The 21,741-nt window shown below is 63.4% G+C and carries 16 protein-coding genes; 14 read left to right on the forward strand and 2 right to left on the reverse strand.

Annotated features, from left to right (window positions below; all coding sequences use genetic code 11):
• Positions 1-50 precede the first annotated feature (50 nt).
• Positions 51-2,147: a 3-hydroxyacyl-CoA dehydrogenase NAD-binding domain-containing protein gene (locus RX331_RS35405; RefSeq protein ID WP_317254197.1), complete on the reverse strand. Its 2,097-nt coding sequence runs from the start codon at positions 2,145-2,147 to the stop codon at positions 51-53.
• A gap of 167 nt (positions 2,148-2,314) precedes the next feature.
• On the opposite strand from RX331_RS35405, the gene RX331_RS35410 reads away from it, so the two are divergent.
• The 10 genes from RX331_RS35410 to RX331_RS35455 all read left to right on the forward strand — a co-directional run bounded on the left by RX331_RS35410 (position 2,315) and on the right by RX331_RS35455 (position 14,569).
• A complete protein-coding gene (locus RX331_RS35410) occupies positions 2,315-3,181 on the forward strand; it encodes an IclR family transcriptional regulator (RefSeq protein ID WP_317254198.1) in 867 nt (288 codons plus the stop codon).
• 69 nt (positions 3,182-3,250) lie between these two features.
• Entirely contained in the window at positions 3,251-4,048 is a 798-nt protein-coding gene (locus RX331_RS35415) for an ABC transporter ATP-binding protein (RefSeq protein ID WP_317254199.1), read from the forward strand.
• Positions 4,045-4,758: an ABC transporter ATP-binding protein gene (locus RX331_RS35420; RefSeq protein WP_317254200.1), complete on the forward strand. Its 714-nt coding sequence runs from the start codon at positions 4,045-4,047 to the stop codon at positions 4,756-4,758. The genes RX331_RS35415 and RX331_RS35420 overlap by 4 nt, the downstream gene beginning before the upstream one ends.
• 12 nt (positions 4,759-4,770) lie before the next feature.
• The gene (locus RX331_RS35425) at positions 4,771-5,649 is read left to right on the forward strand and encodes a branched-chain amino acid ABC transporter permease (protein ID WP_317254201.1); all 879 of its coding nucleotides are present in this window, start codon (positions 4,771-4,773) and stop codon (positions 5,647-5,649) included.
• Between the two features lie 2 nt (positions 5,650-5,651).
• Positions 5,652-6,668 carry a branched-chain amino acid ABC transporter permease gene (locus tag RX331_RS35430; RefSeq protein WP_317254202.1) on the forward strand — a complete coding sequence of 339 codons (1,017 nt, stop codon included), beginning with the start codon at positions 5,652-5,654 and terminating at the stop codon, positions 6,666-6,668.
• 29 nt (positions 6,669-6,697) lie between these two features.
• Positions 6,698-7,921, forward strand: coding sequence for an ABC transporter substrate-binding protein (locus RX331_RS35435; protein WP_317254203.1), 1,224 nt, complete (start codon positions 6,698-6,700; stop codon positions 7,919-7,921).
• A 179-nt stretch (positions 7,922-8,100) separates the two neighbouring features.
• Complete coding sequence (locus RX331_RS35440) at positions 8,101-9,330, forward strand: ABC transporter substrate-binding protein (protein ID WP_317254204.1); 1,230 nt, start codon at positions 8,101-8,103, stop codon at positions 9,328-9,330.
• 166 nt (positions 9,331-9,496) lie between these two features.
• Positions 9,497-10,714 carry an ABC transporter substrate-binding protein gene (locus tag RX331_RS35445; protein WP_410708343.1) on the forward strand — a complete coding sequence of 406 codons (1,218 nt, stop codon included), beginning with the start codon at positions 9,497-9,499 and terminating at the stop codon, positions 10,712-10,714.
• A gap of 224 nt (positions 10,715-10,938) precedes the next feature.
• Entirely contained in the window at positions 10,939-12,237 is a 1,299-nt protein-coding gene (locus tag RX331_RS35450) for a glycerate kinase (RefSeq protein WP_317254206.1), read from the forward strand.
• A 172-nt stretch (positions 12,238-12,409) separates the two neighbouring features.
• Entirely contained in the window at positions 12,410-14,569 is a 2,160-nt protein-coding gene (locus tag RX331_RS35455; RefSeq protein WP_317254207.1) for an EAL domain-containing protein, read from the forward strand.
• 114 nt (positions 14,570-14,683) lie between these two features.
• On the opposite strand, the gene RX331_RS35460 is transcribed toward RX331_RS35455, so the two are convergent.
• On the reverse strand, positions 14,684-15,202 hold the full coding sequence (locus RX331_RS35460; RefSeq protein ID WP_317254208.1) for a MarR family transcriptional regulator: 519 nt from the start codon (positions 15,200-15,202) through the stop codon (positions 14,684-14,686).
• A 190-nt stretch (positions 15,203-15,392) separates the two neighbouring features.
• On the opposite strand from RX331_RS35460, the gene RX331_RS35465 reads away from it, so the two are divergent.
• From RX331_RS35465 to RX331_RS35480, 4 genes are all read left to right on the forward strand, one after another.
• Positions 15,393-16,433: a branched-chain amino acid ABC transporter permease gene (locus tag RX331_RS35465; protein WP_317254209.1), complete on the forward strand. Its 1,041-nt coding sequence runs from the start codon at positions 15,393-15,395 to the stop codon at positions 16,431-16,433.
• Between the two features lie 4 nt (positions 16,434-16,437).
• Positions 16,438-18,207 (forward strand): branched-chain amino acid ABC transporter ATP-binding protein/permease, encoded by a 1,770-nt coding sequence (locus tag RX331_RS35470; protein ID WP_317254210.1) that lies wholly within the window; start codon positions 16,438-16,440, stop codon positions 18,205-18,207.
• Complete coding sequence (locus RX331_RS35475) at positions 18,204-18,935, forward strand: ABC transporter ATP-binding protein (RefSeq protein WP_317254211.1); 732 nt, start codon at positions 18,204-18,206, stop codon at positions 18,933-18,935. The genes RX331_RS35470 and RX331_RS35475 overlap by 4 nt, the downstream gene beginning before the upstream one ends.
• 172 nt (positions 18,936-19,107) lie before the next feature.
• Positions 19,108-21,681: an EAL domain-containing protein gene (locus RX331_RS35480; RefSeq protein WP_317258318.1), complete on the forward strand. Its 2,574-nt coding sequence runs from the start codon at positions 19,108-19,110 to the stop codon at positions 21,679-21,681.
• The last annotated feature ends 60 nt before the right edge of the window (positions 21,682-21,741 follow it).

Raw genomic sequence — 21,741 nt, forward strand, 5'->3', positions numbered from 1 at the left:
GTCCGCGCGTTGCGCGTCCCGGAACGACGCAGAGGGAGGGTGGCGCCCCATCAAGCCGCCTTCGATGCCTGCGCCAGCGAGGCAAAGGTCTTGCCTTCCGCGGCTAGGCGCTTGAGCAGCGGCGCCGGTTCCAGCGAGGGATCGTTGGTCTCCTTGGCATAATAGGAGAGACGGTCGGCGATGTGCTTGAGGCCGACCTGGTCGGCGTAGAACATCGGGCCGCCGCGATAGATCGGCCAGCCGTAGCCATAGAGCCAGATCACGTCGATGTCGCTCGGCCGCGCAGCGATGCCCTCCTCGAGGATGCGCGCACCCTCGTTGATCATCGGGTACATCATGCGCTCGAGGATCTCGTCGTCGCCGACGACGCGGCGCTTCTTGCCGAGCTTTTGCAAGGTCTCGTCGATCAGCTTCTCGACATCGGGATCGGGCAGCGGCGAGCGGGAGCCGCCCTCATATTTGTAGTAACCCTTGCCGGTCTTCTGGCCGAAGCGGCCGGCTTCGCACAGCGCGTCGGCGATTTCCGACTTGATGCCGCGGTCCTTCCGCGAGCGCCAGCCGATATCGAGGCCGGCGAGGTCGCTCATCGCGAACGGTCCCATCGGCATGCCGAACTTCGTCACCACGGCGTCGACCTGCTGCGGCAGCGCGCCTTCGAACAACAGCTTTTCCGACTGCTTGCCGCGCTGCGCCAGCATGCGGTTGCCGACAAAACCGTCGCAGACGCCGACCACCGCCGGCACCTTTGCGATTTTGCGCGAGATGGCAACGGCGGTCGTCAGTGCGTCCGGAGCGGTCTTCTCGGCGCGGACGATCTCGCACAGCTTCATGACATTGGCGGGCGAGAAGAAATGCATGCCGAGCACGTCCTGCGGCCGCTTGGTCACCTTCGCGATCTCGTCGATGTTCAGGTAGGAGGTGTTGCTCGCCAGAACCGCGCCCGGCTTGGCGTGTTGGTCGAGCGCGCCGAACACTTCCTTCTTGACCGCCATGGTCTCGAACACGGCTTCGATCACAAGGTCAGCGTCCTTGACGTTCTCGAGGCCAACCTTGCCGTCGATCAGCGCCATGCGCTTGGCGGGCGCATCGGCCGGGATGCCGCCGCGCGCGGCGGTCGCTTCCCAATTCTTCTGCATGATGCCCATGCCGCGCTTGAGCGCTTCCTCGCCGGTCTCGATCAGCGTGACCGGGATACCGGCATTGGCAAAGGACATCGCGATACCGCCGCCCATGGTGCCGGCGCCGATGATGGCGACGCGGTCGACCTTGCGCGGCTTGGTGCCTTCGGGCACGCCGGCGATCTTTGAGGCCTCGCGCTCGGCGAAGAAGGCATAGCGCTGCGCCTTGGACTGGTCACTGGCGACCAGCTTGAGAAAACCTTCACGCTCCTTCTTGAGACCTTCATCGAACGGCAGCTCGATCGCGGCGCGCACGGCGTCCGCCGCAGCGAACGGGGCTTCCAGGCCCCTCGCCTTCTTGGTCATCGCGGCGACGGCATTGGTGAAGATCGAGATATCGGCCTTCGCCGCGGCGAGCTTGGAGTCGTCGTCGCGCAGCTTGCGCAGCGGCCGCTTCTCGGCCAGCACCTTGCGGGCAAAGGCTTCGCCGCCCGACGCCGGCCCCTCGACGATCTCCTCGATCAGGCCGTTCTTGAGCGCATCCGCCGCACTGATCGGATCGCCGCCGACGATCATCTTGACCGCAAGCTCAGGCCCGACCGCACGCGGCAGCCGCTGCGTGCCGCCCGCGCCGGGCAGAAGGCCCAGCTTCACTTCGGGCAGGCCGAGCTTGGCTTCCTTGACGGCGACGCGATAGTGGCATGCCAGCGCGACTTCGAGGCCGCCGCCGAGCGCGGTGCCGTGAATGGCGGCGATGATCGGCTTCGGCGACTTTTCCATGAGGTCGAGCACTTCAGCGAGACCCGGGGGCTTCGGCGGCTTGCCGAACTCGGTGATGTCGGCGCCGGCGATGAAGGTGCGGCCGGCGCAGGTCAAGACGATCGCCTTCACCTCAGCATCCGCAACCGCGCTCTTCATGCATTCGAAGATGCCGCCGCGCACCGCAGCGCTCAGCGCGTTGACCGGAGGACTGTCGACCGTGACGATGGCAATGACGTCATGACGCTCGAGTTTTACAACTTCGCTCACGGGACTCTCCCTGGTCGCTTGTTCTTGGATGCCACGCAACTTGCGTTGAGTGGCTACGGGTCATTCTACTAATTTCGCACTGCGAAATTTAATTCCACATCTTGACAGGGAGGGTTATTTTGAAGCACGTCCGTTGTCAACGAGCTCATCAGCAGCAGTAGCGGGTAATGAAGCGTTCAGGGAAAAAAGTGGCGACCGATCGCAGCTTCGTCGTCGCACTCTCCCGTGGGCTGGATGTGTTGCGCGCATTTCATCCCAACGACGGGCTTCTCGGCAATCAAGAACTTGCCGCCCGTACTAATTTGCCGAAGCCAACCATTTCCCGGCTGACCTACACCCTGACCAAGCTCGGCTATCTTACACCCGTTCCGCGTTTCGAAAAGTATCAGCTCGCGCCGTCGGCCATGGCGCTTGGGTATGCGGCACTGGCCAATCTCGGCATTCGCCATTTGTCCGAGCCGTTCCGCGAGGAAGTGATGCGCGCCACCGGTGGGGCGGTGGCCGTCGGCGGCCGCGACCGCCAGAGCATGATCTATTTCGGGCAAAGCCGCGGCAGCGAGACGGTCGGCGTTCAACTTGACGTCGGTTCGCGCGTGCCGATTGCAACCAGCGCGATGGGTCGCGCCTATTTCTGGGCACTGGGCGAGGACGAACGCGCCGCGCTGCTGCGCGATCTGCGCGAGCATTACGGCAGCCGCTGGCCCAAGCTGCGCGACGGATTAGAGCGTTCCGGCGAGACCGTCGCGAAATGCGGCTTTGCACTGTCGGTCGGCGACTGGCACGACGACATCGGCGCCGCCGGCGTCGCGCTCAAGCTCAATGACGGAACCGGTCCGTACGCGTTCAACTGCGGCGCGCCGGCATTCCGCTTCACGGAAGAGCGCCTGATGACGGACATTGGACCTCGCCTGGTCACGATGGTAAGAAAAATCGAGGCAGCGCTGGGCGGCGCAGCACCTCAAACAAAAAAAACAGACAGCAAGAAGTCGAAAGCAGGAGGAAGAGTTGCACGTTTGGCCGAGGGGATCGAATAGCCTTCATCATGACCGGCAAATAATTTCGTACGGTCATTCCCGCTCCGTGATCAGGGCGGGCGGGATGCGATGACGCAGGCACAGCTCGCGCAGGGACACGCACCCCTGCTCGCGGTTCGCGACGTCAGCGTCGTGTTCGGCGGCATCATCGCTCTCAATGGTGTGTCCTTTGACATGCATAAGGGCAACATCCTCGGCCTGATCGGACCGAACGGTGCCGGCAAGACAACGCTGTTCAACTGCCTCTCCCGGCTCTACCAGCCGTCCTCCGGCGATATCCTGATGGAAGGCGCGAGCATCCTGACGCGCCCGGCGCACAAGATCGCCGAGATCGGCATCGGCCGCACCTTCCAGAACGTCGCGCTGTTCCCCAACCTCTCGGTCTCGGACAATGTCCGCGTCGGCTGCCATTCACGCACCTCGAGCGACATCATCTCGGACTCGCTGAAGCTCGCCTGGGTTCGCCGCAGCGAGGCGGACGTCAACAGGAAGGTTCGCGAGATTCTCGCCTATCTCGATCTCGAGGAGGTTGCCCACACCGTGGTGTCGGGATTGCCGTTCGGCACGCAGAAGCGCGTCGAGCTGGCGCGCGCGCTCGCCGCCGATCCGAAGATCCTGCTGCTCGACGAGCCGGCCGGCGGCCTCAACCATGAGGAAGTCTATGTGCTCGGCGACCTCATCAAGAAGCTTCGCGACGAGCGTCATCTCACCGTACTGCTGGTCGAGCATCACATGGGTCTGGTGATGTCGATCGCCGACCACGTCGTGGCGCTCAACTTCGGCCGCAAGCTCGCCGAGGGAACCCCTAGCCAAGTCCAGGCTGACCCTGACGTCATCAAGGCCTATCTGGGGAGCAAGGACCAATGACCACGATGCTCAACGTCAAGGATCTGCGCGCCTATTACGGACAGGTGCAGGCGCTGCACGGCCTCTCCTTCGCGCTCAGCGAGGGTTCGCTGACCACCCTGCTCGGGGCGAACGGCGCCGGCAAGACCACCACGCTGCGGGCGATCTGCAACATGGTGCGCTCCACCGGCGCGATCGAGTTCGAGGGCAAGCCGATCGGCAGCCGCTCGACCGAGAACGTCGTCCGCCTCGGCATCGCCCATGTGCCGCAGGGCCGCGGCACCTTCACCACCATGACGGTGGAGGAGAATCTGCAGCTCGGGGCCATCACGCGCACCGACAAGAAGAACATCGTCGCCGACATCGAGCGGATGTACGAGCACTTCCCGGTGCTCAAGGAGCGGCATACCCAGCAGGCCGGCACGCTGTCGGGCGGCGAGCAGCAGATGCTCGCGGTCGCGCGCGCGCTGATGCTGCGGCCTCGCCTGATGCTGCTGGACGAGCCGTCGTTCGGCCTGGCGCCGCTGATCGTGCGCGATCTGTTCAAGATTCTCGGCAAGATCAACCGTGAGGACAAGGTCACCATCCTGGTGGTCGAGCAGAACGCGCAGCTCGCGCTCGAGCTCGCCGACCAGGCCTATGTGATCGAAACCGGACGGATCGTGATGTCGGGCAACGCCAAGGACATCGCGAACAACGAAGACGTCCGCAAATCCTATCTCGGCTACTAAAGGAGCAGGACAATGGAGCTGTTTACCAACCAAGTCCTGGCCGGCATCGCCACGGGCGCAATCTATGCCTGCATGGCGCTCGCGGTGGTGATGATCTACCAGGCGATCGACCATCTGAATTTCGCGCAAGGCGAAATGGCGATGTTCTCGACCTTCATCTCCTGGCAATTGATGCAGTGGGGCGTCCCCTACTGGTGGGCCTTCCTGATCACGCTGATCATCTCCTTTGCCGGCGGCATCCTGATCGAGCGGCTGCTGTTCAAGCCGCTCTCCAAGGCACCGGTACTGACCAACGTCGCCGGCTTCATCGCCCTGTTTGCGATCGTCAACTCGGTGGCCGGCCTGATCTGGGACTTCACCATCAAGCAGTATCCCTCGCCGTTCGGCTCCTCGCCCTTCCTCGGCAGCCAGCTCATCTCGACCCACCAGGCCGGCATGATCGGCGTCACCATCCTGCTGCTGATCGCACTCTATATCTTCTTCCAGTTCACGCGCATCGGGCTGGCGATGCGGGCGGCCGCCTCGCTGCCTGAATCGGCTCGCCTCGTCGGCATCAACACGTCCTGGATGATCGCGCTCGGCTGGGGCATGGCCTCCGCCATTGGCGCGATCGCGGGCATCCTGATCGCACCGGTCGTGTTCCTGGAGCCGAACATGATGGGCGGCGTCCTGATCTACGGCTTTGCCGCGGCCGTGCTCGGCGGGTTGAGCTCGCCGCTCGGCGCCGTGGTCGGCGGCTTTCTCGTCGGCATCTTCGAAAATCTCGCCGGGACCTACATTCCCGGCGTCGGTAACGAGCTGAAACTGCCGATCGCGCTTGCGCTGATCATCACCGTCCTGGTCGTCAAACCGGCTGGCCTCATGGGTCGGCCCATCGTGAAGCGAGTTTGATCATGAGCGCTGCTGAGGAAGTCGTCACAGAAGCACCGGCCGTTGAGGCCGTTCCGAAGCGGGCCATGACGCTCGGGCTGGGCACCTCGCTCGCCGTGTTGGCCGCGCTCGTCATCGCGCCGCTGTTCGTCAAGAATTTCATCATCTTCCAGATGACGATGCTCCTGATCTACGGGCTCGCGGTGCTCGCGCTCAACATCCTGACCGGGGGAAGCGGCCAGTTCTCGCTCGGCCAGAGCGCGTTCTACGCGGTCGGCGCCTACACGTCGGCGATCCTGATGGAACACGTCGGCATGAACTACGCGCTGACGCTGCCGATTGCAGGCCTGATCTGCTTTGCCTTCGGATTCATCTTCGGCCAGCCGGCGCTGCGGCTCTCCGGCGTGTACCTCGCGTTGGCGACCTTCGCGCTGGCGGTTGCGATGCCGCAGCTCCTCAAGCTCGGCTTCTTCGAACACTGGACCGGCGGCGTGCAGGGATTGGTCGTGACCAAGCCCGACGCGCCGTTCGGCCTGCCGATGTCGCAGGACATGTGGCTGTACTACTTCACGCTCGTGATCACGATCGGCATCTACATCGCATCCGTGAACCTGCTGCGGTCGCGCTCGGGCCGCGCCTTCATGGCGATCCGCGACAATGAAATTGCCGCTTCCGCCATGGGCGTCGACGTCGCGTTGTACAAGACGCTGGCGTTCGGCGTCTCGGCCGGCATCACCGGCGTTGCCGGCGGCCTCGGCGCCATCGCGGTGCAGTTCGTGGCGCCCGACGGCTATACGATCACGCTGGCGATCTCACTGTTCCTCGGCATGGTGGTCGGCGGCGTCGGCTGGCTGCCGGGGTCGATCGTCGGCTCGGCCTTCATCATCTTCGTGCCCAACATCGCTGAAAGCATCTCCAAAGGCCTCTCCGGCGCCGTATTCGGGGTGCTTCTATTTCTCGTCATCTTCCTCGTGCCGCACGGCGCCAGGCAGGTCGCGATGATCGCCCAGCACCATCTGGGCAAGCTCAAGAAGAACTAAGAAAGCTAACGACAAACTCAGGAGACATCATGTCCGCATCACGCTGGACCGCCGCCTTCGGGGCGGCGGTCGCCGCATTCGTTTTCACGTCCGGCACCGCCCTCGCGCAGAAGAAATACGACACCGGTGCGACCGATACCGAAATCAAGGTCGGGCACATCGTGCCCTACAGCGGTCCTGCTTCCGCCTACGGCATCATCGGCAAGACCGAAGAAGCCTACTTCAAGATGATCAACGACAACGGCGGCATCAACGGGCGCAAGATCAAGTTCATCTCTTATGACGACGCCTATAGTCCGCCGAAGGCCGTCGAACAGGTGCGCAAGCTCGTCGAGAGCGATGAGGTGCTGGTGGTGTTCAATCCGCTCGGCACGCCTTCCAACACGGCGATCCAGAAATATCTCAATGCCAAGAAGGTGCCGCAGCTGTTCGTCGCCACCGGCGCCACCAAGTGGAACGATCCGACGCACTTTCCGTGGACCATTGGATGGCAGCCCTCCTATCAGAGCGAGGGGCGCATCTACGCCAAATACCTGATGAAGGAAAAGCCCGGCGCCAAGGTCGCGGTGCTCTATCAGAACGACGACTTCGGCAAGGACTACCTAAAGGGCCTGAAGGACGGGTTTGGCGCCAAGGCTTCGATGATCATCGCCGAGGAAAGCTACGAGATCTCGGAACCGACGATCGACAACCATATCGTCAAGCTCAAGGCCAGCGGCGCGGACGTCCTGATCAGCATTACGACGCCGAAATTCGCGGCGCAGACCATCAAGAAGATGGCCGAGATCGACTGGAAGGCGCTGCAGATCGTCGCCAATGTTTCAACGTCGGTCGGCGCCGTGATGCGGCCGGCGGGCTTCGAGAACGGGCAAGGCGTGCTTTCGGCGCACTACGCCAAGGACGCCGGCGACGCGCAATGGCACGACGATCCCGGGATAAAGAAGTTTCTTGCCTTTCTCGACAAGTACTATCCGGACGCCGACCGCCACAACAGCCAGGTCATCTATGGCTATGGCGCAGCGCAGACCCTGACCAAGATGCTCGAAATGTGCGGCGACGACCTGACCCGCGCGAACATCATGAAACAGGCCGCGAACCTGAAGGACTTCGCGCCCGATACGCTGCTGCCGGGAATCAAGATCAATACGTCGGCCACCGACTTTGCCCCGATCGAGCAACTTCAAATGATGCGCTTCAGGGGTGAGAAGTGGGACATGTTCGGCGACGTCATCAGCGGCGAAGTCGGCCATTAACCAATATTCCGCCCGGCGGTAGTTTCCCGGAGCATCCGACTAAATATCGCCCTCCGCGACGCGATCGCGGGGGGCTTTTTGTTGCTGGAAGCTGGCGAAAGGTATTCAATGAAGCACAAGAGCCGCCAAGTGCTCAGCAAAAACAATGACACAGTCATCGATCCCAGGGAGATCAAGAAATGCTCGCCATCAAATTGCGTTTGGGAGCCTTTTCGGCTGCCCTCGCATTACTGGCCGCGACCAGCAGCGGCGCATTAGCCCAAAAGAAATACGACACCGGCGCCAGCGATACCGAAATCAAGATCGGCAACATCATGCCCTACAGCGGACCGGCTTCCGCCTACGGTGTGATCGGCAAGACCGAGGAAGCCTATTTCAGGAAGATCAACGCCGAGGGCGGTATCAACGGCCGCAAGATCAACTTCATCAGCTATGACGACGCCTACTCGCCGCCGAAGACGGTGGAGCAGGCGCGCAAGCTGGTCGAGAGCGACGAAGTCCTGCTCGTCTTCAACTCGCTCGGCACGCCGCCGAACACCGCGATCCAGAAGTACCTCAACTCCAAGAAGGTGCCGCAACTGTTCGTCGCCACCGGCGCCACCAAATGGAACGATCCGAAGGAATTCCCGTGGACGATGGGCTGGCAGCCCAACTACCAGAGCGAGTCGCAGATCTACGCCAAGTACATCCTGAAGAACCATCCGAACGCCAAGATCGGCGTGCTCTACCAGAACGACGACTACGGCAAGGACTATCTGAAGGGCTTCAAGGACGGGCTCGGCGCCAAGGCGGCTTCCCTGATCGTCATGGAAGAAAGCTACGAGGTTTCCGAGCCGACCATCGACTCGCACATCGTCAAGCTGAAGTCGACCGGCGCCGACGTCTTCTTCAACATCACCACGCCGAAGTTCGCGGCGCAGGCGATCAAGAAGAACGCCGAAATCGGCTGGAAACCGCTGCATTTCCTCAACAACGTCTCGGGCTCGATCGGCAGCGTGATGAAGCCGGCCGGCTTCGAGAACGGGCAGGACATCATCTCGTCGCAGTACTTCAAGGACCCGACCGACATGCAGTGGAAGAACGACCCTGCGATGAAGGCCTGGAACGAGTTCCTGGACAAGTACTATCCGGAAGCCAACCGGGCCGATGCGTCGGTGATGTACGCCTACATCGTCGCGCAGGGGCTGGTGCACGTGCTGAAGGCCTGCGGCGACGACCTGACCCGCGCCAACGTCATGAAGCAGGCGGCGAGCATCAAGGACTTCGAACCCGGCGGCCTGTTGCCCGGCGTCAAGGTTAATACCTCGGCGACGGATTTTGCGCCGCTCTCGCAGTTGCAACTGATCCGCTTCAAGGGCGAGACCTGGGAACGCTTCGGCGAAATCCTCTCGAGCGATACCGGCGGCTAGTCGCGCGCCAGCTCAATAAAGATGCAGCCCCCTGCGGCTTTTTCCGCAGGGGCTTTTTGTTGTGAGGCCTCCGGCAAGATGCTAATCACGACGCTGTCACAAGAGCTCCTCAAGGGGCCGGACGGTTACATTAAGAAATGAAAAGGGAGAGACAGAAATGTCCGGAATGAAAAACCTTGCGGTCGTTTCGGCCGCGTTCGGATTGCTCGTGGCAACCTCGAGCAACGTTTTCGCACAGAAGAAATACGACCCCGGCGCCAGCGATACCGAGATCAAGATCGGCAACATCATGCCCTACAGCGGACCGGCTTCCGCCTACGGCGTGATCGGCAAGACCGAGGAAGCCTATTTCAAGAAGATCAACGCCGAGGGCGGCATCAATGGCCGCAAGATCAACTTCATCAGCTACGACGACGCCTACTCGCCGCCAAAGACGGTGGAGCAGGCCCGCAAGCTGGTCGAGAGCGATGAAGTTCTCTTGATCTTCAATCCGCTCGGCACGCCGCCGAATACCGCGATCCAGAAATACCTGAACAGCAAGAAGGTGCCACAGCTGTTCGTCGCCACCGGCGCGACCAAGTGGAACGATCCGAAGAACTTCCCGTGGACGATGGGCTGGCAGCCCAACTACCAGAGCGAAACGCAGATCTATGCGAAGTACATCCTGAAGGAGAAGCCGAACGCCAAGATCGGAATTCTCTACCAGAACGACGATTACGGTAAGGACTACCTGAAGGGCTTCAAGGACGGGCTCGGCGCCAAGGCCGCGTCGATGATCGTGCTGGAAGAAAGCTACGAGGTTTCCGAACCGACGATCGATTCCCACATCGTCAAGCTGAAGGCGACCGGCGCCGACGTGTTCATCAACATCACCACGCCGAAATTCGCGGCGCAGGCGATCAAGAAGAACGCCGAGATCGGCTGGAAGCCGCTGCACTTCCTCAACAACGTTTCTGCTTCAATCGGCAGCGTCATCAAGCCGGCCGGCATGGAAAATGCCCAGGACATCATCTCCTCGCAGTATCTGAAGGATCCGACAGATGCGCAGTGGAAGGACGACAAGGGCATGAAGGCGTGGAATGAGTTCCTGGACAAGTATTATCCGGAAGCCAACCGCGCCGATGCCTCGGTGATGTTCGGCTACACCGTCGCACAGGGCCTCGTGCATGTGCTGAAAGCCTGCGGCGACAATCTCACCCGTGAGAACGTGATGAAGCAGGCCGCGAGCATCAAGGATCTCGAACTCGACGGGCTGTTGCCGGGCATCAAGGTCAACACGTCGCCGACCGACTTTGCCCCGATCTCCTCGGTGCAACTGATCAAGTTCAAGGGCGAAACCTGGGAACGTTTTGGCGAGATTCTGTCCGGCGACGCCGGCGGCTAGAGCATGATCCGGAAAAGTGGGGACCCGTTTTCCGAAAAGATCATGCTCAAATAGAGATAGAGCGGGATGACTTTCGAAGAAAGGTCATGCCGCTCTAGTCATTCAGAATCCCGATTGGCCCATTTGCGGCTGCAAGCGCCCCCGCGGACCTTCCGCGGGGGTTTTCTTTTGCGGCAAATGGTTGGATAACCAAAACTCCCGTCCGTTAGCAGCCTGTTGCCATCATGACCGACCAGCGTTCCCTCTTGCGTGCGATCTTTGACGCAGCCGTCGCGGCCGCACATCCCGACGTCGTGCTATCAGCGCACCTGCCTCCCGTGCCCAAGGGCAAGGTGATCTGCGTAGCCGCCGGCAAGGGCGCGGCCGCGATGGCCGCCGCGGCCGAAAGGCACTACCTCGATACGCTGGGACTTGATCCGTCGCGGCTGAGCGGCCTTGCCACCACGCGCCACGGCCACGGCGTGCCGACGCGGCGGATCAGGGTCATCGAGGCCGGCCATCCCGTACCCGATGAGGCCGGGTTGAAAGCCGCTGACGAAACGCTGCGTCTCGCCGCGGAGGCGACCGCCGACGATCTGCTGCTGGTTTTGCTATCCGGCGGCGGCTCGGCCAACTGGATCGCACCGGCTGATGGCGTTTCGTTCACGCAGAAGCAGCAGGTCAACCGCGCGCTGTTGCGATCGGGCGCGCCGATCGGCGAGATGAACATCGTCCGCAAGCATCTGTCGCGGATCAAGGGCGGCCGTCTGGCCCGCGCCGGACAGCGCGCCGCCGAGATCGTGACGCTCGCGATCTCGGACGTACCACACGACGAGCCTTCCGCGATCGCATCGGGACCGACGGTGCCGGATCCAAGCACGCTGGCGGACGCCCGCGCGCTGGTCGCACGGTATAATCTCTTGGTCGACGATGCCGTCAAACGCGCGCTCGACGATGCCGGGAACGAGAGCTGCAAGCCGGGCGATCCCGCCTTCGCCCGCGCGCGGTTCGAGATGATTGCAAAGCCGAAGGCATCGCTCGACGCCGCGATCAAGGTCGCAAAGGATGCCGGCTATGAGGTCATCGGCCTCGGCGCCGATCTCGAAGGCGAGGCGCGCGAGGTTGCCGCAGATCACGCGCGGCTGGCGCTGAAGGCGCTCAGCGAGGGCAAGCGCACCGCCGTCCTGTCGGGCGGCGAACTGACGGTAACCGTGCGCGGCAACGGCCGCGGCGGCCCCAACCAGGAATACGCGCTGGCGCTGGCGGACATTTTGAAGGACACCTCAGGCATCGTGGCGCTGGCCGCCGACACCGACGGCGCCGACGGCGGCGCCGGCAGCGCGAGCGATCCGGCCGGCGCGCTGATCGATCAGACGACGTTTGCGAAAATGAAGTCGCTCGGGCTCGATCCTGCGGCCTATCTCGCCAACAACGATGCGACCGCCTTCTTCTCGGCAACCGGCGATCTCTTGCTGACCGGTCCGACGCTCACCAATGTCAACGACGTCAGGGTGATCCTGGTAGACCCCGCACAGGTTCTTTAGTCTCTCGCCCGCATCCTGGGCGTGCCGAAAGCGTGTTAACGCTTTGTTGAGCATGTTAAGAGGAACACGCAAGCGCATACCCGGCTCGAAGACGCAATTCACCAGCTTGCGCTTCTAATGGGGCTCTCCTGGAAGGAGGGGAGCCGCCGATAGCGGCCGGGGGAAACGCTATATGACGGATCACGGCCAGATCACCGCCACGCGGTCGGCGCACTTGGGGGCGAACTTAGGGGCGCGGCTCGAAGAGGCGATTGACCATTTGTCGCTTGGCATCGTCGTCTTCGACGATAAGCGCGAGGTGGTTTTCTGCAACGCGCGTTACCGCGAACTGTACGGCCTCACGCCCGAACAGGTGAAGCCGGGCACTCCGACCCGCGATCTGATCCGGCACCGGCTCAATCTCGGCTTGAAGGTGCAGCTTGCGCCCGACGACTACATCCGTGAGCGCGTCGGCCGCGATATCGCGCTCGACACCACCGTGCAGGAACTCGCCGACGGCCGGATCATCGCCTATACCGTCTACCCGATGCCCGGTGGCGGCGGGATGGCGACCCATGAGGACATCACCGAGCGCGAAGAGCTCAATGCGCGCCTGAAGAAGCAATTCGAACTCGGCCGCAAGCAGGAAGAGGCCCTGCTGATCAAGAACTTCCAGTTCGACACTGCGATCAACAACATGTCGCAGGGGCTCTGCTTCTTCGATTCCGATCACCGCCTGATCGTGTGCAACGATCGCTTCGTCGCGATGTACGACATCGCGCCCGAGCGCGTCAGCCCCGGCATGTCACTGATCGAGATCGTCGACCTCAGGTTCGAGGCCGGCAGCTTCCCCGCCATGACGCGCGACGAATATCTGCGCTGGCGCACCAATGTCGCGGTTTCCAACGAGCCGAAAGACAGCATCGTCGAGCTGATGAACGGGCGCACCTTCAAGATCCGTCACCGGCCGATGCCCGGCGGCGGCTGGGTTGCGACCCACGAGGACATCACCGAGCAGCGGCAGTCCGAGGTCAAGATCGAATATATGGCGCATCACGACGCGCTGACCGATCTGGCCAATCGCGTGCTGCTGAACGACCGGCTCGAACATGCGCTGGCCAGGGTTCAGGACGGGAAAATGGTGGCTGTCCATCACCTCGACCTCGATCAATTCAAGGCCGTGAACGATACGTTCGGCCACCCCTGCGGCGACAAGCTGCTGAGGATCGTCGCCGAACGGCTACGCACCCTCGCTGCCGACGCCGATACGATCGCGCGAATGGGCGGAGATGAATTCGTCATCGTGCAGGCCGCGATCTCCGACCCGGCGGACGCCACCGCGCTGGCGCAGCGCGCCATCGATGCCTTGAGCGAGCCCTATGACATCGACGGCCAGCAGGCGGTGATCGGCGTCAGCATCGGCATTTCGGTCGGCCCCGGCGATGGATCGATCCCGGACAAGCTGCTACGTAACGCCGACCTCGCGCTCTATCGCGCCAAGAGCGACGGCCGCGGCACGTTCCGCTTCTTCGAGCCCGCGATGGACCTGCAGATGCAGACCCGCCGCATCATGGAGCAGGATCTGCGCCGCGCGCTGCCGGCCGGCGAATTCGAGTTGCACTATCAGCCCGTCGTCAACCTGGCGAGCAAGGAGATCTCGGGCTTCGAAGCCCTGATCCGCTGGAATCATCCGACCAAGGGAATGATCTCGCCCGCCACCTTCATTCCGCTGGCCGAGGAGATCGGCTTCATCGTGCCGATGGGCGAGTGGGTCATCCGGCAGGCCTGCGCCACGGCGGCGCAATGGCCCGAACACCTTCATGTCGCCGTCAACATTTCGGCGATCCAGTTTCGCAGTCCCGGCCTGATGCAGGTGATCGTCGGCGCGCTCGGCGCTTCCGGTCTTTCGCCGACGCGGCTGGAGATCGAGATCACCGAGAGCGTGCTGCTGCACAACAAGGAAGCGACGCTGGCGGTGCTGCACCAGTTGCGCTCGCTCGGAATCCGGATCGCCATGGACGATTTCGGCACCGGCTATTCGTCGCTGACCTATTTGCAGAGCTTTCCGTTCGACAAGATCAAGATCGACCGCTCCTTCGTCAAGAACATCACCGAGAATTTGAGCTCGCTCAACATCGTGCGGGCAGTGGCGGCGCTGGCGAACGGCATGGGCATGACGGCGACCGCCGAGGGCGTCGAAACCGCGGAACAACTCCAAAGCATTGCTTCCGAAGGATGCACGGAAATGCAGGGCTTTCTGTTCAGCAAGCCGCTTCCCGCGGCTGAAATCGAGCGGCAGTTTCTGTCGGGACGCGGGTCGAAGGAAGTTCAGGGCCGTATCGTCGCTGCGTGATACAAGGCACCGTCATTCCGGGATGGTCCGAAGGACCTGACCCGGAATCTCGAGATTCTCAGGGGCGCAAGGGCGCCCCATAGTTCGCTTCGCGCCCCGGAATGACAACCCCACCTAAAACTCCGCGGCGATCTTCGACAGCATTTCGAGCAGCGCCACGCGGTTGGCGGGACCCAACAGGTCGTTGAGCCGCGCCTCGTGCTTGGTGGCGACCAGCTTCTTGGCGCGCGCCAGCACCGCCTTTCCCTTGTCGGTCAGAATCAGGATGTGCGAGCGGCGGTCGTTGGTGGAGCGCATCCGCGTGCAGAGACCGCGGCTCTCCAGCGCGTCCAGCATTGACACGAAATTCGGCCGGAGGATGCCGAGCGTATTGGCGATTTCGGTCTGGTTACGCCCGGGATTGCGGTCAAGCAGCAGCAGCACCGAGAATTGCGCCGGCGTCAGCTGCAGCGGTGCGACGCAGCGCAGGAAATCCTCGAACACCTTGAGCTGGGCACGCTTGAGTGAATAGCCGAGCAGGTCGGCCAGCTCACCCAGCTGCAGCCCGGCAATTTCGGACGCCCCCTCGGCAATTTCCTTGCCGTTGCTACGCGGCGACTTGACGGCATCGGTCGCTGCCTTGGAAACTGTCATTTGGAGACCGTCATGGCGTGAGGCTCGCCCCCTGAAAAGGCCCTGGCCGGCGGCCGGGCCCTTGATGTTATATTCGATAATTGTTATCGGATATATCAAATATCGGCGTCTTTCAACTGCCGAGATCTCGGACAGCCGGCAGACCGCATCAGGTCAGGATCGGCGACGCTTTTATGGGGGAGCGCCAGTCTTGAATACGACGATCATGCTGTTCCTGCTGCAGGACGGCATTACCAATGGCGCGATCTATGCGCTGCTCGGGCTCGCGCTGGTGCTGGTGTTTGCCGTCACCCGCGTCATCCTGATCCCGCAGGGCGAGTTCGTCACCTATGGCGCGCTGAGCTACGCGATGCTGGCTACAGGCCAAGTGCCCGGCACGGTGTGGCTGGCGATGGCCATGGGCGTCGCCGCCTTCGGCTTCGACCTGTTCGATGCCCGGCGATCGCTACGGCTCAGGCGGATCCTGCGCTCGCTGGCGCTCAATATCGTGCTGCCGGCCGCCATCCTCGCCCTCACCTATCGCCTCGCCGGCCCCACGACGCCGATCGCCGTCAATATCGCGCTGTCGCTCCTGATCGTCGCGGCGATCGGGCTGTATCTCTACCGCCTCGCATTCCAGCCGCTCGCGCATACGTCGGTGCTAGTGCTGCTGATCTCGTCCGTCGGCTGCCATCTCGCTTTGCAGGGCCTTGGCCTCGTGTTCTTCGGCGCCGAAGGCCTGCGCGGTCCGGCGCTGTCGACCGCGGCGCTCACCGTCGGTCCGCTGCGCTTCACCGGGCAGAGCCTTGCGGTGTATGGACTGACCATCGCCTTCATCATCGCGCTGTGGCTGTTCTTCGGCTTCACGTTGATGGGCAAGGCGCTGCGCGCCACCGCCGTCAACCGCCTCGGCGCCCGTCTCGTCGGCATCCGCACCACGCTCTCGGGCCAGATCGCCTTCCTGCTGGCGTCGCTGATCGGCGCGATTTCCGGCATCCTGATCGTGCCGATCACGACGCTCTATTACGACACCGGCTTCCTGATCGGCCTCAAGGGGTTCATCGCCGCGATCATCGGCGGGCTCGTCAGCTATCCGCTGACCGCGGTCGCGGCGCTCATCGTCGGCGGCGTCGAGGCGTTCTCCTCGTTCTATGCCAGCAACTTCAAGGAGGTCATCGTCTTCACGCTGATCCTTCCCGTATTGATGCTCCGGTCGCTCGCAGCGCCCGAGGTCGAGGAAGAGAAGGACTGAGGCGATGAAGCAGCGAACCCCGCTCCTCCTCTTGGCAGCCCTCATGGCGGCGATCCCGTTCATCCCGGGCCTGCCGCCGTTCTGGATCGTGCTGCTCAACAATATCGGCCTCGCCGCGCTGGTGGCGATGGGTCTCGTGCTGCTGACCGGCGTCGGCGGCCTCACCTCGTTCGGCCAGGCCGCGTTCTGCGGCTTCGGCGCCTACACCACGGCGGTACTGACCACGGCCTATGGCGTCTCGCCATGGCTGACGCTGCCGCTCTCGCTGCTGGTCAGCGGCATCGCCGCCGTCCTGCTCGGCATCATCACGGTGCGGCTGTCGGGCCATTACCTGCCGCTCGGCACCATCGCCTGGGGCATCGGGCTGTTCTACCTGTTCAGCAAGCTGGAATTCCTCGGCCGCAATGACGGCATTTCGGGCATCCCGCCGCTCTCGATCGGCAGTTTCCGGATGCTCGATCCCGGCGCGATCTATTTTGCGATCTGGATCGCGGTGCTGGTCTCGGCACTGCTGACCATGAATCTCCTGGACTCCCGCACCGGCCGTGCGATCCGCGCGCTGCGGCGCGGGCATATCGCCGGCGAAGCGTTCGGCGTGCAGACGCCGCGCGCCAAGCTGCTCGTGTTCGTCTATGCGGCCGTGCTGGCCGGCCTCTCCGGCTGGCTCTATGCGCATTTCCAGCGCGCGGCCAATCCGACCCCGTTCGGCGCACATGCCGGCATCGAATATCTGTTCATCGCCGTGGTCGGCGGCGCCGGTTACGTCTGGGGCGGGGTGTTAGGGGCCGGGATCGTCGTGATCCTCAAGGAGATCCTGCAGAGCTACCTGCCCTATGTCTTCGGCGGCCAGAGCCAGCTCGAGACCATCGTGTTCGGCATCCTCTTGGTCGTCCTGCTGCAGCTGGCGCCGACCGGCGTCTGGCCCTGGCTGATGGCGCGTCTGCCGGTCAAGCCGGCCCGCAAGACGCCGGATGCCTCGCTTCCGCTCGCTGCACCCGTCCGCGAAAAGGCATCATCAGGCACGCTGCTGCAGATCGAGAAGGCGCGCAAACAATTTGGCGGCGTGATCGCCGTCAACGACGTCTCCTTCGACGTCGGGGCGCGCGAGATCGTCGCCCTGATCGGCCCCAACGGCGCCGGCAAGAGCACGACCTTCAACCTGATCACCGGCGTGCTGACCACCACCGGCGGCGCCATCTCCGTGCTCGGCCACAAGGTCGACAACGCGCCGCCGCAGGAGGTCGTCAAGCTCGGCGTCAGCAGAACCTTCCAGCACGTCAAGCTGGTGCCCGACATGACCGTGCTGGAGAACGTCGCGATCGGCGCGCATCTGCGCGGCTCTTCCGGGGCGATCTCTAGCATGTTCCGGCTCGACCGCGCTGACGAAGCGAGATTGCTGGCGGAAGCGGCGCGCCAGATCGAGCGCGTCGGCCTCGGCGACCAGATCGATCAGTTGGCGGGCAGCCTGTCGCTCGGCCAGCAGCGCATCGTCGAGATCGCCCGCGCGCTGTGCGTCGATCCCCTGCTGTTGTTGCTCGATGAACCCGCCGCCGGCTTGCGGCACATGGAAAAGCAGCGGCTTGCCGCCCTGCTCCGCCAGCTGCGTGACGGCGGCATGTCGGTGCTGCTGGTCGAGCATGACATGGGCTTTGTGATGGATCTCGCCGACCGTGTCGTGGTGCTGGATTTCGGCACCAAGATCGCCGAGGGCACCCCGAACCAGATCAAGACCAACCCCGATGTGATCAAGGCCTATCTCGGAGCCACCGCATGAGCGCGCTGTTATCGGTCTCCGACGCCCACGTTGCCTATGGCAAGGTCGAAGCCGTGCGCTCGGTCTCGCTCGAGGTCGCGGGCAACGAGATCGTCACCATCATCGGAGCCAACGGCGCTGGCAAGACCACGCTTTTGAATGCCATCATGGGCGTGCTGCCGCTCAAGGGCGCCACCGCTTTCGCGGGCGCCGACATGGCCACGCTCGATATCGAAGACCGCGTCGCGGCGGGCCTCAGCCTCGTGCCCGAGCATCGCGAATTGTTTGCGACCATGAATGTCGAGGACAATCTGCTGCTCGGCGCCTTTCGGATTCCGAAGGCGACGGCCGCCAGATCGTTCGAGCGTGTCTATGCGCTGTTTCCGCGGCTGAAGGAGCGGCGCAAGCAACTGGCCGGCACGCTCTCCGGCGGCGAACAGCAGATGCTGGCGATGGGCCGCGCCCTGATGGGCGCGCCGAAGCTATTGATGCTGGACGAGCCGAGCCTTGGACTCGCGCCGATCATCGTCGCCGACATCTTCCGCACCATCGGCGAACTGCGCGCCGCTGGCGTCTCGGTGCTGCTGGTCGAGCAGAACGCGCAGGCCGCTCTCAAGATCGCCGATCGCGCCTATGTCATGGAGCTCGGCGAATTCATCCTGTCGGGCTCGGCCAAGGAGATCGCCGGCAATCAGCGGGTCGCGGCGAGCTATCTCGGCTTCCAGCACGAAGGCGCTAGCGCGGTCTAGCGGCGGTCAGTCCCTCGTTAACGAAATCGTAATCATGATGCGAGTTCCTGCCGGCGCGGTGTGAGTTGTACAACTTCGTGAACACGCGCGGGCTTCTAACCTTGCGGTAATGTCGCCACTTTCGCTCCCGATGCGGGCGCCGATGGTGGCTGGCAGGTCACAAGGTCGGATGATGCGCACATCGGATTGCCCCACGACAGACAGCAGCGAATTCCTGCTAGCCGCGCTCGAGCAGGCGAGCGAGGCCGTCGTCATCGTCAATGCAGAGCGGCAGATCAGTCATTTCAACGCGGCGGCGGAGGCGATCTGGGGTCTCTCGCGCAAGGATATTCTCGGCCTCGACACAGGCTGCCTTGGCCTGACCGATCTGCGTCCGCACTCCGAAATCACCATTCGCCGGACCGATGGCAGCCAGCTTCGCGCAGCCATATCGGTCTCGCGTATCGAGACCGGCGGCCGGGATAGCTACATGATCTTCGTTCGCGATGTTACCGCCGAAGTCGAGCGGCGCGAGCGGATCGCGTTGCTCAACCTCGTGGCCGACAAGACCACCCGCGCCGTCGTCGTCACCGATCGGAAGCTGCGCATCGTCTATACCAATGCGGCGTTCTCCGGCGTGTTCGGACATTCGGCCGAACAGGTGCAGGGACGGCAAGTCAACCAGTTGCTCGCCGGACCGATGACCGACCGCAAGACCCTGGCCAGGCTGCACCGGCGGATCTGCGATGGTCGCGGCCAGGAGGAGGAAATCCTTGCTTACGACCATAATGGCGACGAGATCTGGGTCTCGGCCATCGTCAAGGCATTCCGCAACGATCGCGGGCGCATCAAATATGTGTTCGCGCTTCTGAGCGACGTCAGCGAGAGCAAGCAATTGCGGTCGCTGCAGCAGCTCATCATGGGGGCGCTGGCCGACGAGCTCCCGCTCGTCGAGATTGCCGACCAGCTTTGCCGGCGCGTCGAAGCCATCGCGCCCGATGTCGTCGCTTCGGTGCTGCATGTCGATTCCGAGGGGCTGGTACATCCGCTCGGCGGACCGAGCCTGCCCGAGGATTATTCGCGCGCCCTCGAGGGCATCTCGATCGGCCCCGACGTCGGCTCGTGCGGATCGGCCGCCTATCATGGCAAGCCGGTCCTGGCCGAGAATCTCGACACCGATCCGCGCTGGCAGCCCTACAAGACGCGGCCGCTCGAGGTCGGCCTGAAGGCCTGCTGGTCGACGCCAATCAAGGCCAAGGACGGCCGCGTGATCGGCACCTTCGCATTCTATTTTCGGGAATGCCGCGCGCCGAGCCGCTGGCATCAGCGAATCGTCGAGGCCTGCGTTCACCTCGGCGCACTGGCGATCGAGCGCAAGGAGGCCCGGGCGCAGATCGCCCGCCTCGCCTATCACGACATGCTGACGGGTTTGCCGAACCGCGCGCAGCTGCTTGAGCTCGCCAACCAGGCGATCGCCGATTGCAAGGACAGGCAGCTCGCGCTGATCTTTCTCGATCTCGATCACTTCAAGGACGTCAACGATACGCTCGGCCATTCGGCCGGCGATGCCCTGCTGATCGAATTCGCCAAGCGGCTGCGCGCCCGCATCCAGCCATCCGACCTGCTGGGCCGCCTGAGCGGCGACGAGTTCGTCATCGTCCTGCCGAACTGCGACCCGGCGCGCGCCTCGCTGGTCGCCTCGCACATCACCGAAGCGCTGACCTCGCCGCTGTGGATCGACAACCGCCAGGTGCCGATCTCCGCCAGCATGGGCATCAGCATCTATCCCGACAACGCGACCGACATCGACGCGCTGCTGCAGCAGGCCGATGCGGCGATGTATAAGGCCAAGCAGGCTGGCCGCTCCACCCATCGCTTCTTCAGCGCCGACATGAACCGGCTGGCAGAGCAGCGGCTCGTGATCAGCGCTGCGCTCCGCCGGGCCATTGCCAACGACCTCCTGAGGCTCGTCTATCAACCGCAGACCCGCACCGTCGATGGCACCCTTTACGGCGTCGAGGCGCTGGCGCGCTGGCACGACCCGGAGCTTGGCGAGGTGCCGCCCGCGAAATTTATCCCGCTGGCCGAGGAGGTCGGCCTGATCGAGCAGATCGGCCTGTGGTCGATCCGCGAGGCCTGCCGGCAGATGGCCGCCTGGCGCTGCGCCGGACTGGACGTGCCCTGTGTGGCCGTCAATCTGTCGCCGCTCAACTTCCAGAATGCGAAGCTCGCTGCCGTAGTGGCCGAGACGATCAAAGCCCATGGCCTGCCTCCTGACGCGTTGATGCTCGAGATCACCGAGGGCGTGCTCGCCAACGAACGCTCGGCGGCGATCGAGACGATGAATGAGATCCGCGAGCTCGGCGTCGGCCTGTCACTGGACGATTTCGGCACCGGCTATTCGAGCTTAAGTCGCCTCGCGCATCTGCCGATCCGCGAATTGAAGATCGACCGCAGCTTCATGCGCGATATCGAGCGCGACGCCAGCGCGCTCGCGATCGCCACCGCCGTGGTGCGTGTCGGGCAGAGCCTGAACATGGCCGTGGTCGCCGAGGGCGTCGAGACCGAGGGGCAGCGCAAGCTGCTCGCCGCCCTCGGCTGCGATGTCGTGCAGGGCCATCTCTATGCGCGCGCGATGTCGCCCGAAGCGTTCGAGCGATGGCTGATCGATCACGTCGCGACGCAAGCGCGGATGATGCGCGCAAGCATCGACGAAGCCCGCTCGCAGCCGACGCCGTCATTGCTGATCGCGTCGACCGGTGGTTAGGACCTTGATCTTATCCTCCCCTGGAGGGGGAGGATCGGTTCGCATGAAATGCGAACCGAG

Source organism: Bradyrhizobium sp. BWA-3-5, from assembly GCF_032917985.1.
Taxonomy (GTDB): domain Bacteria; phylum Pseudomonadota; class Alphaproteobacteria; order Rhizobiales; family Xanthobacteraceae; genus Bradyrhizobium.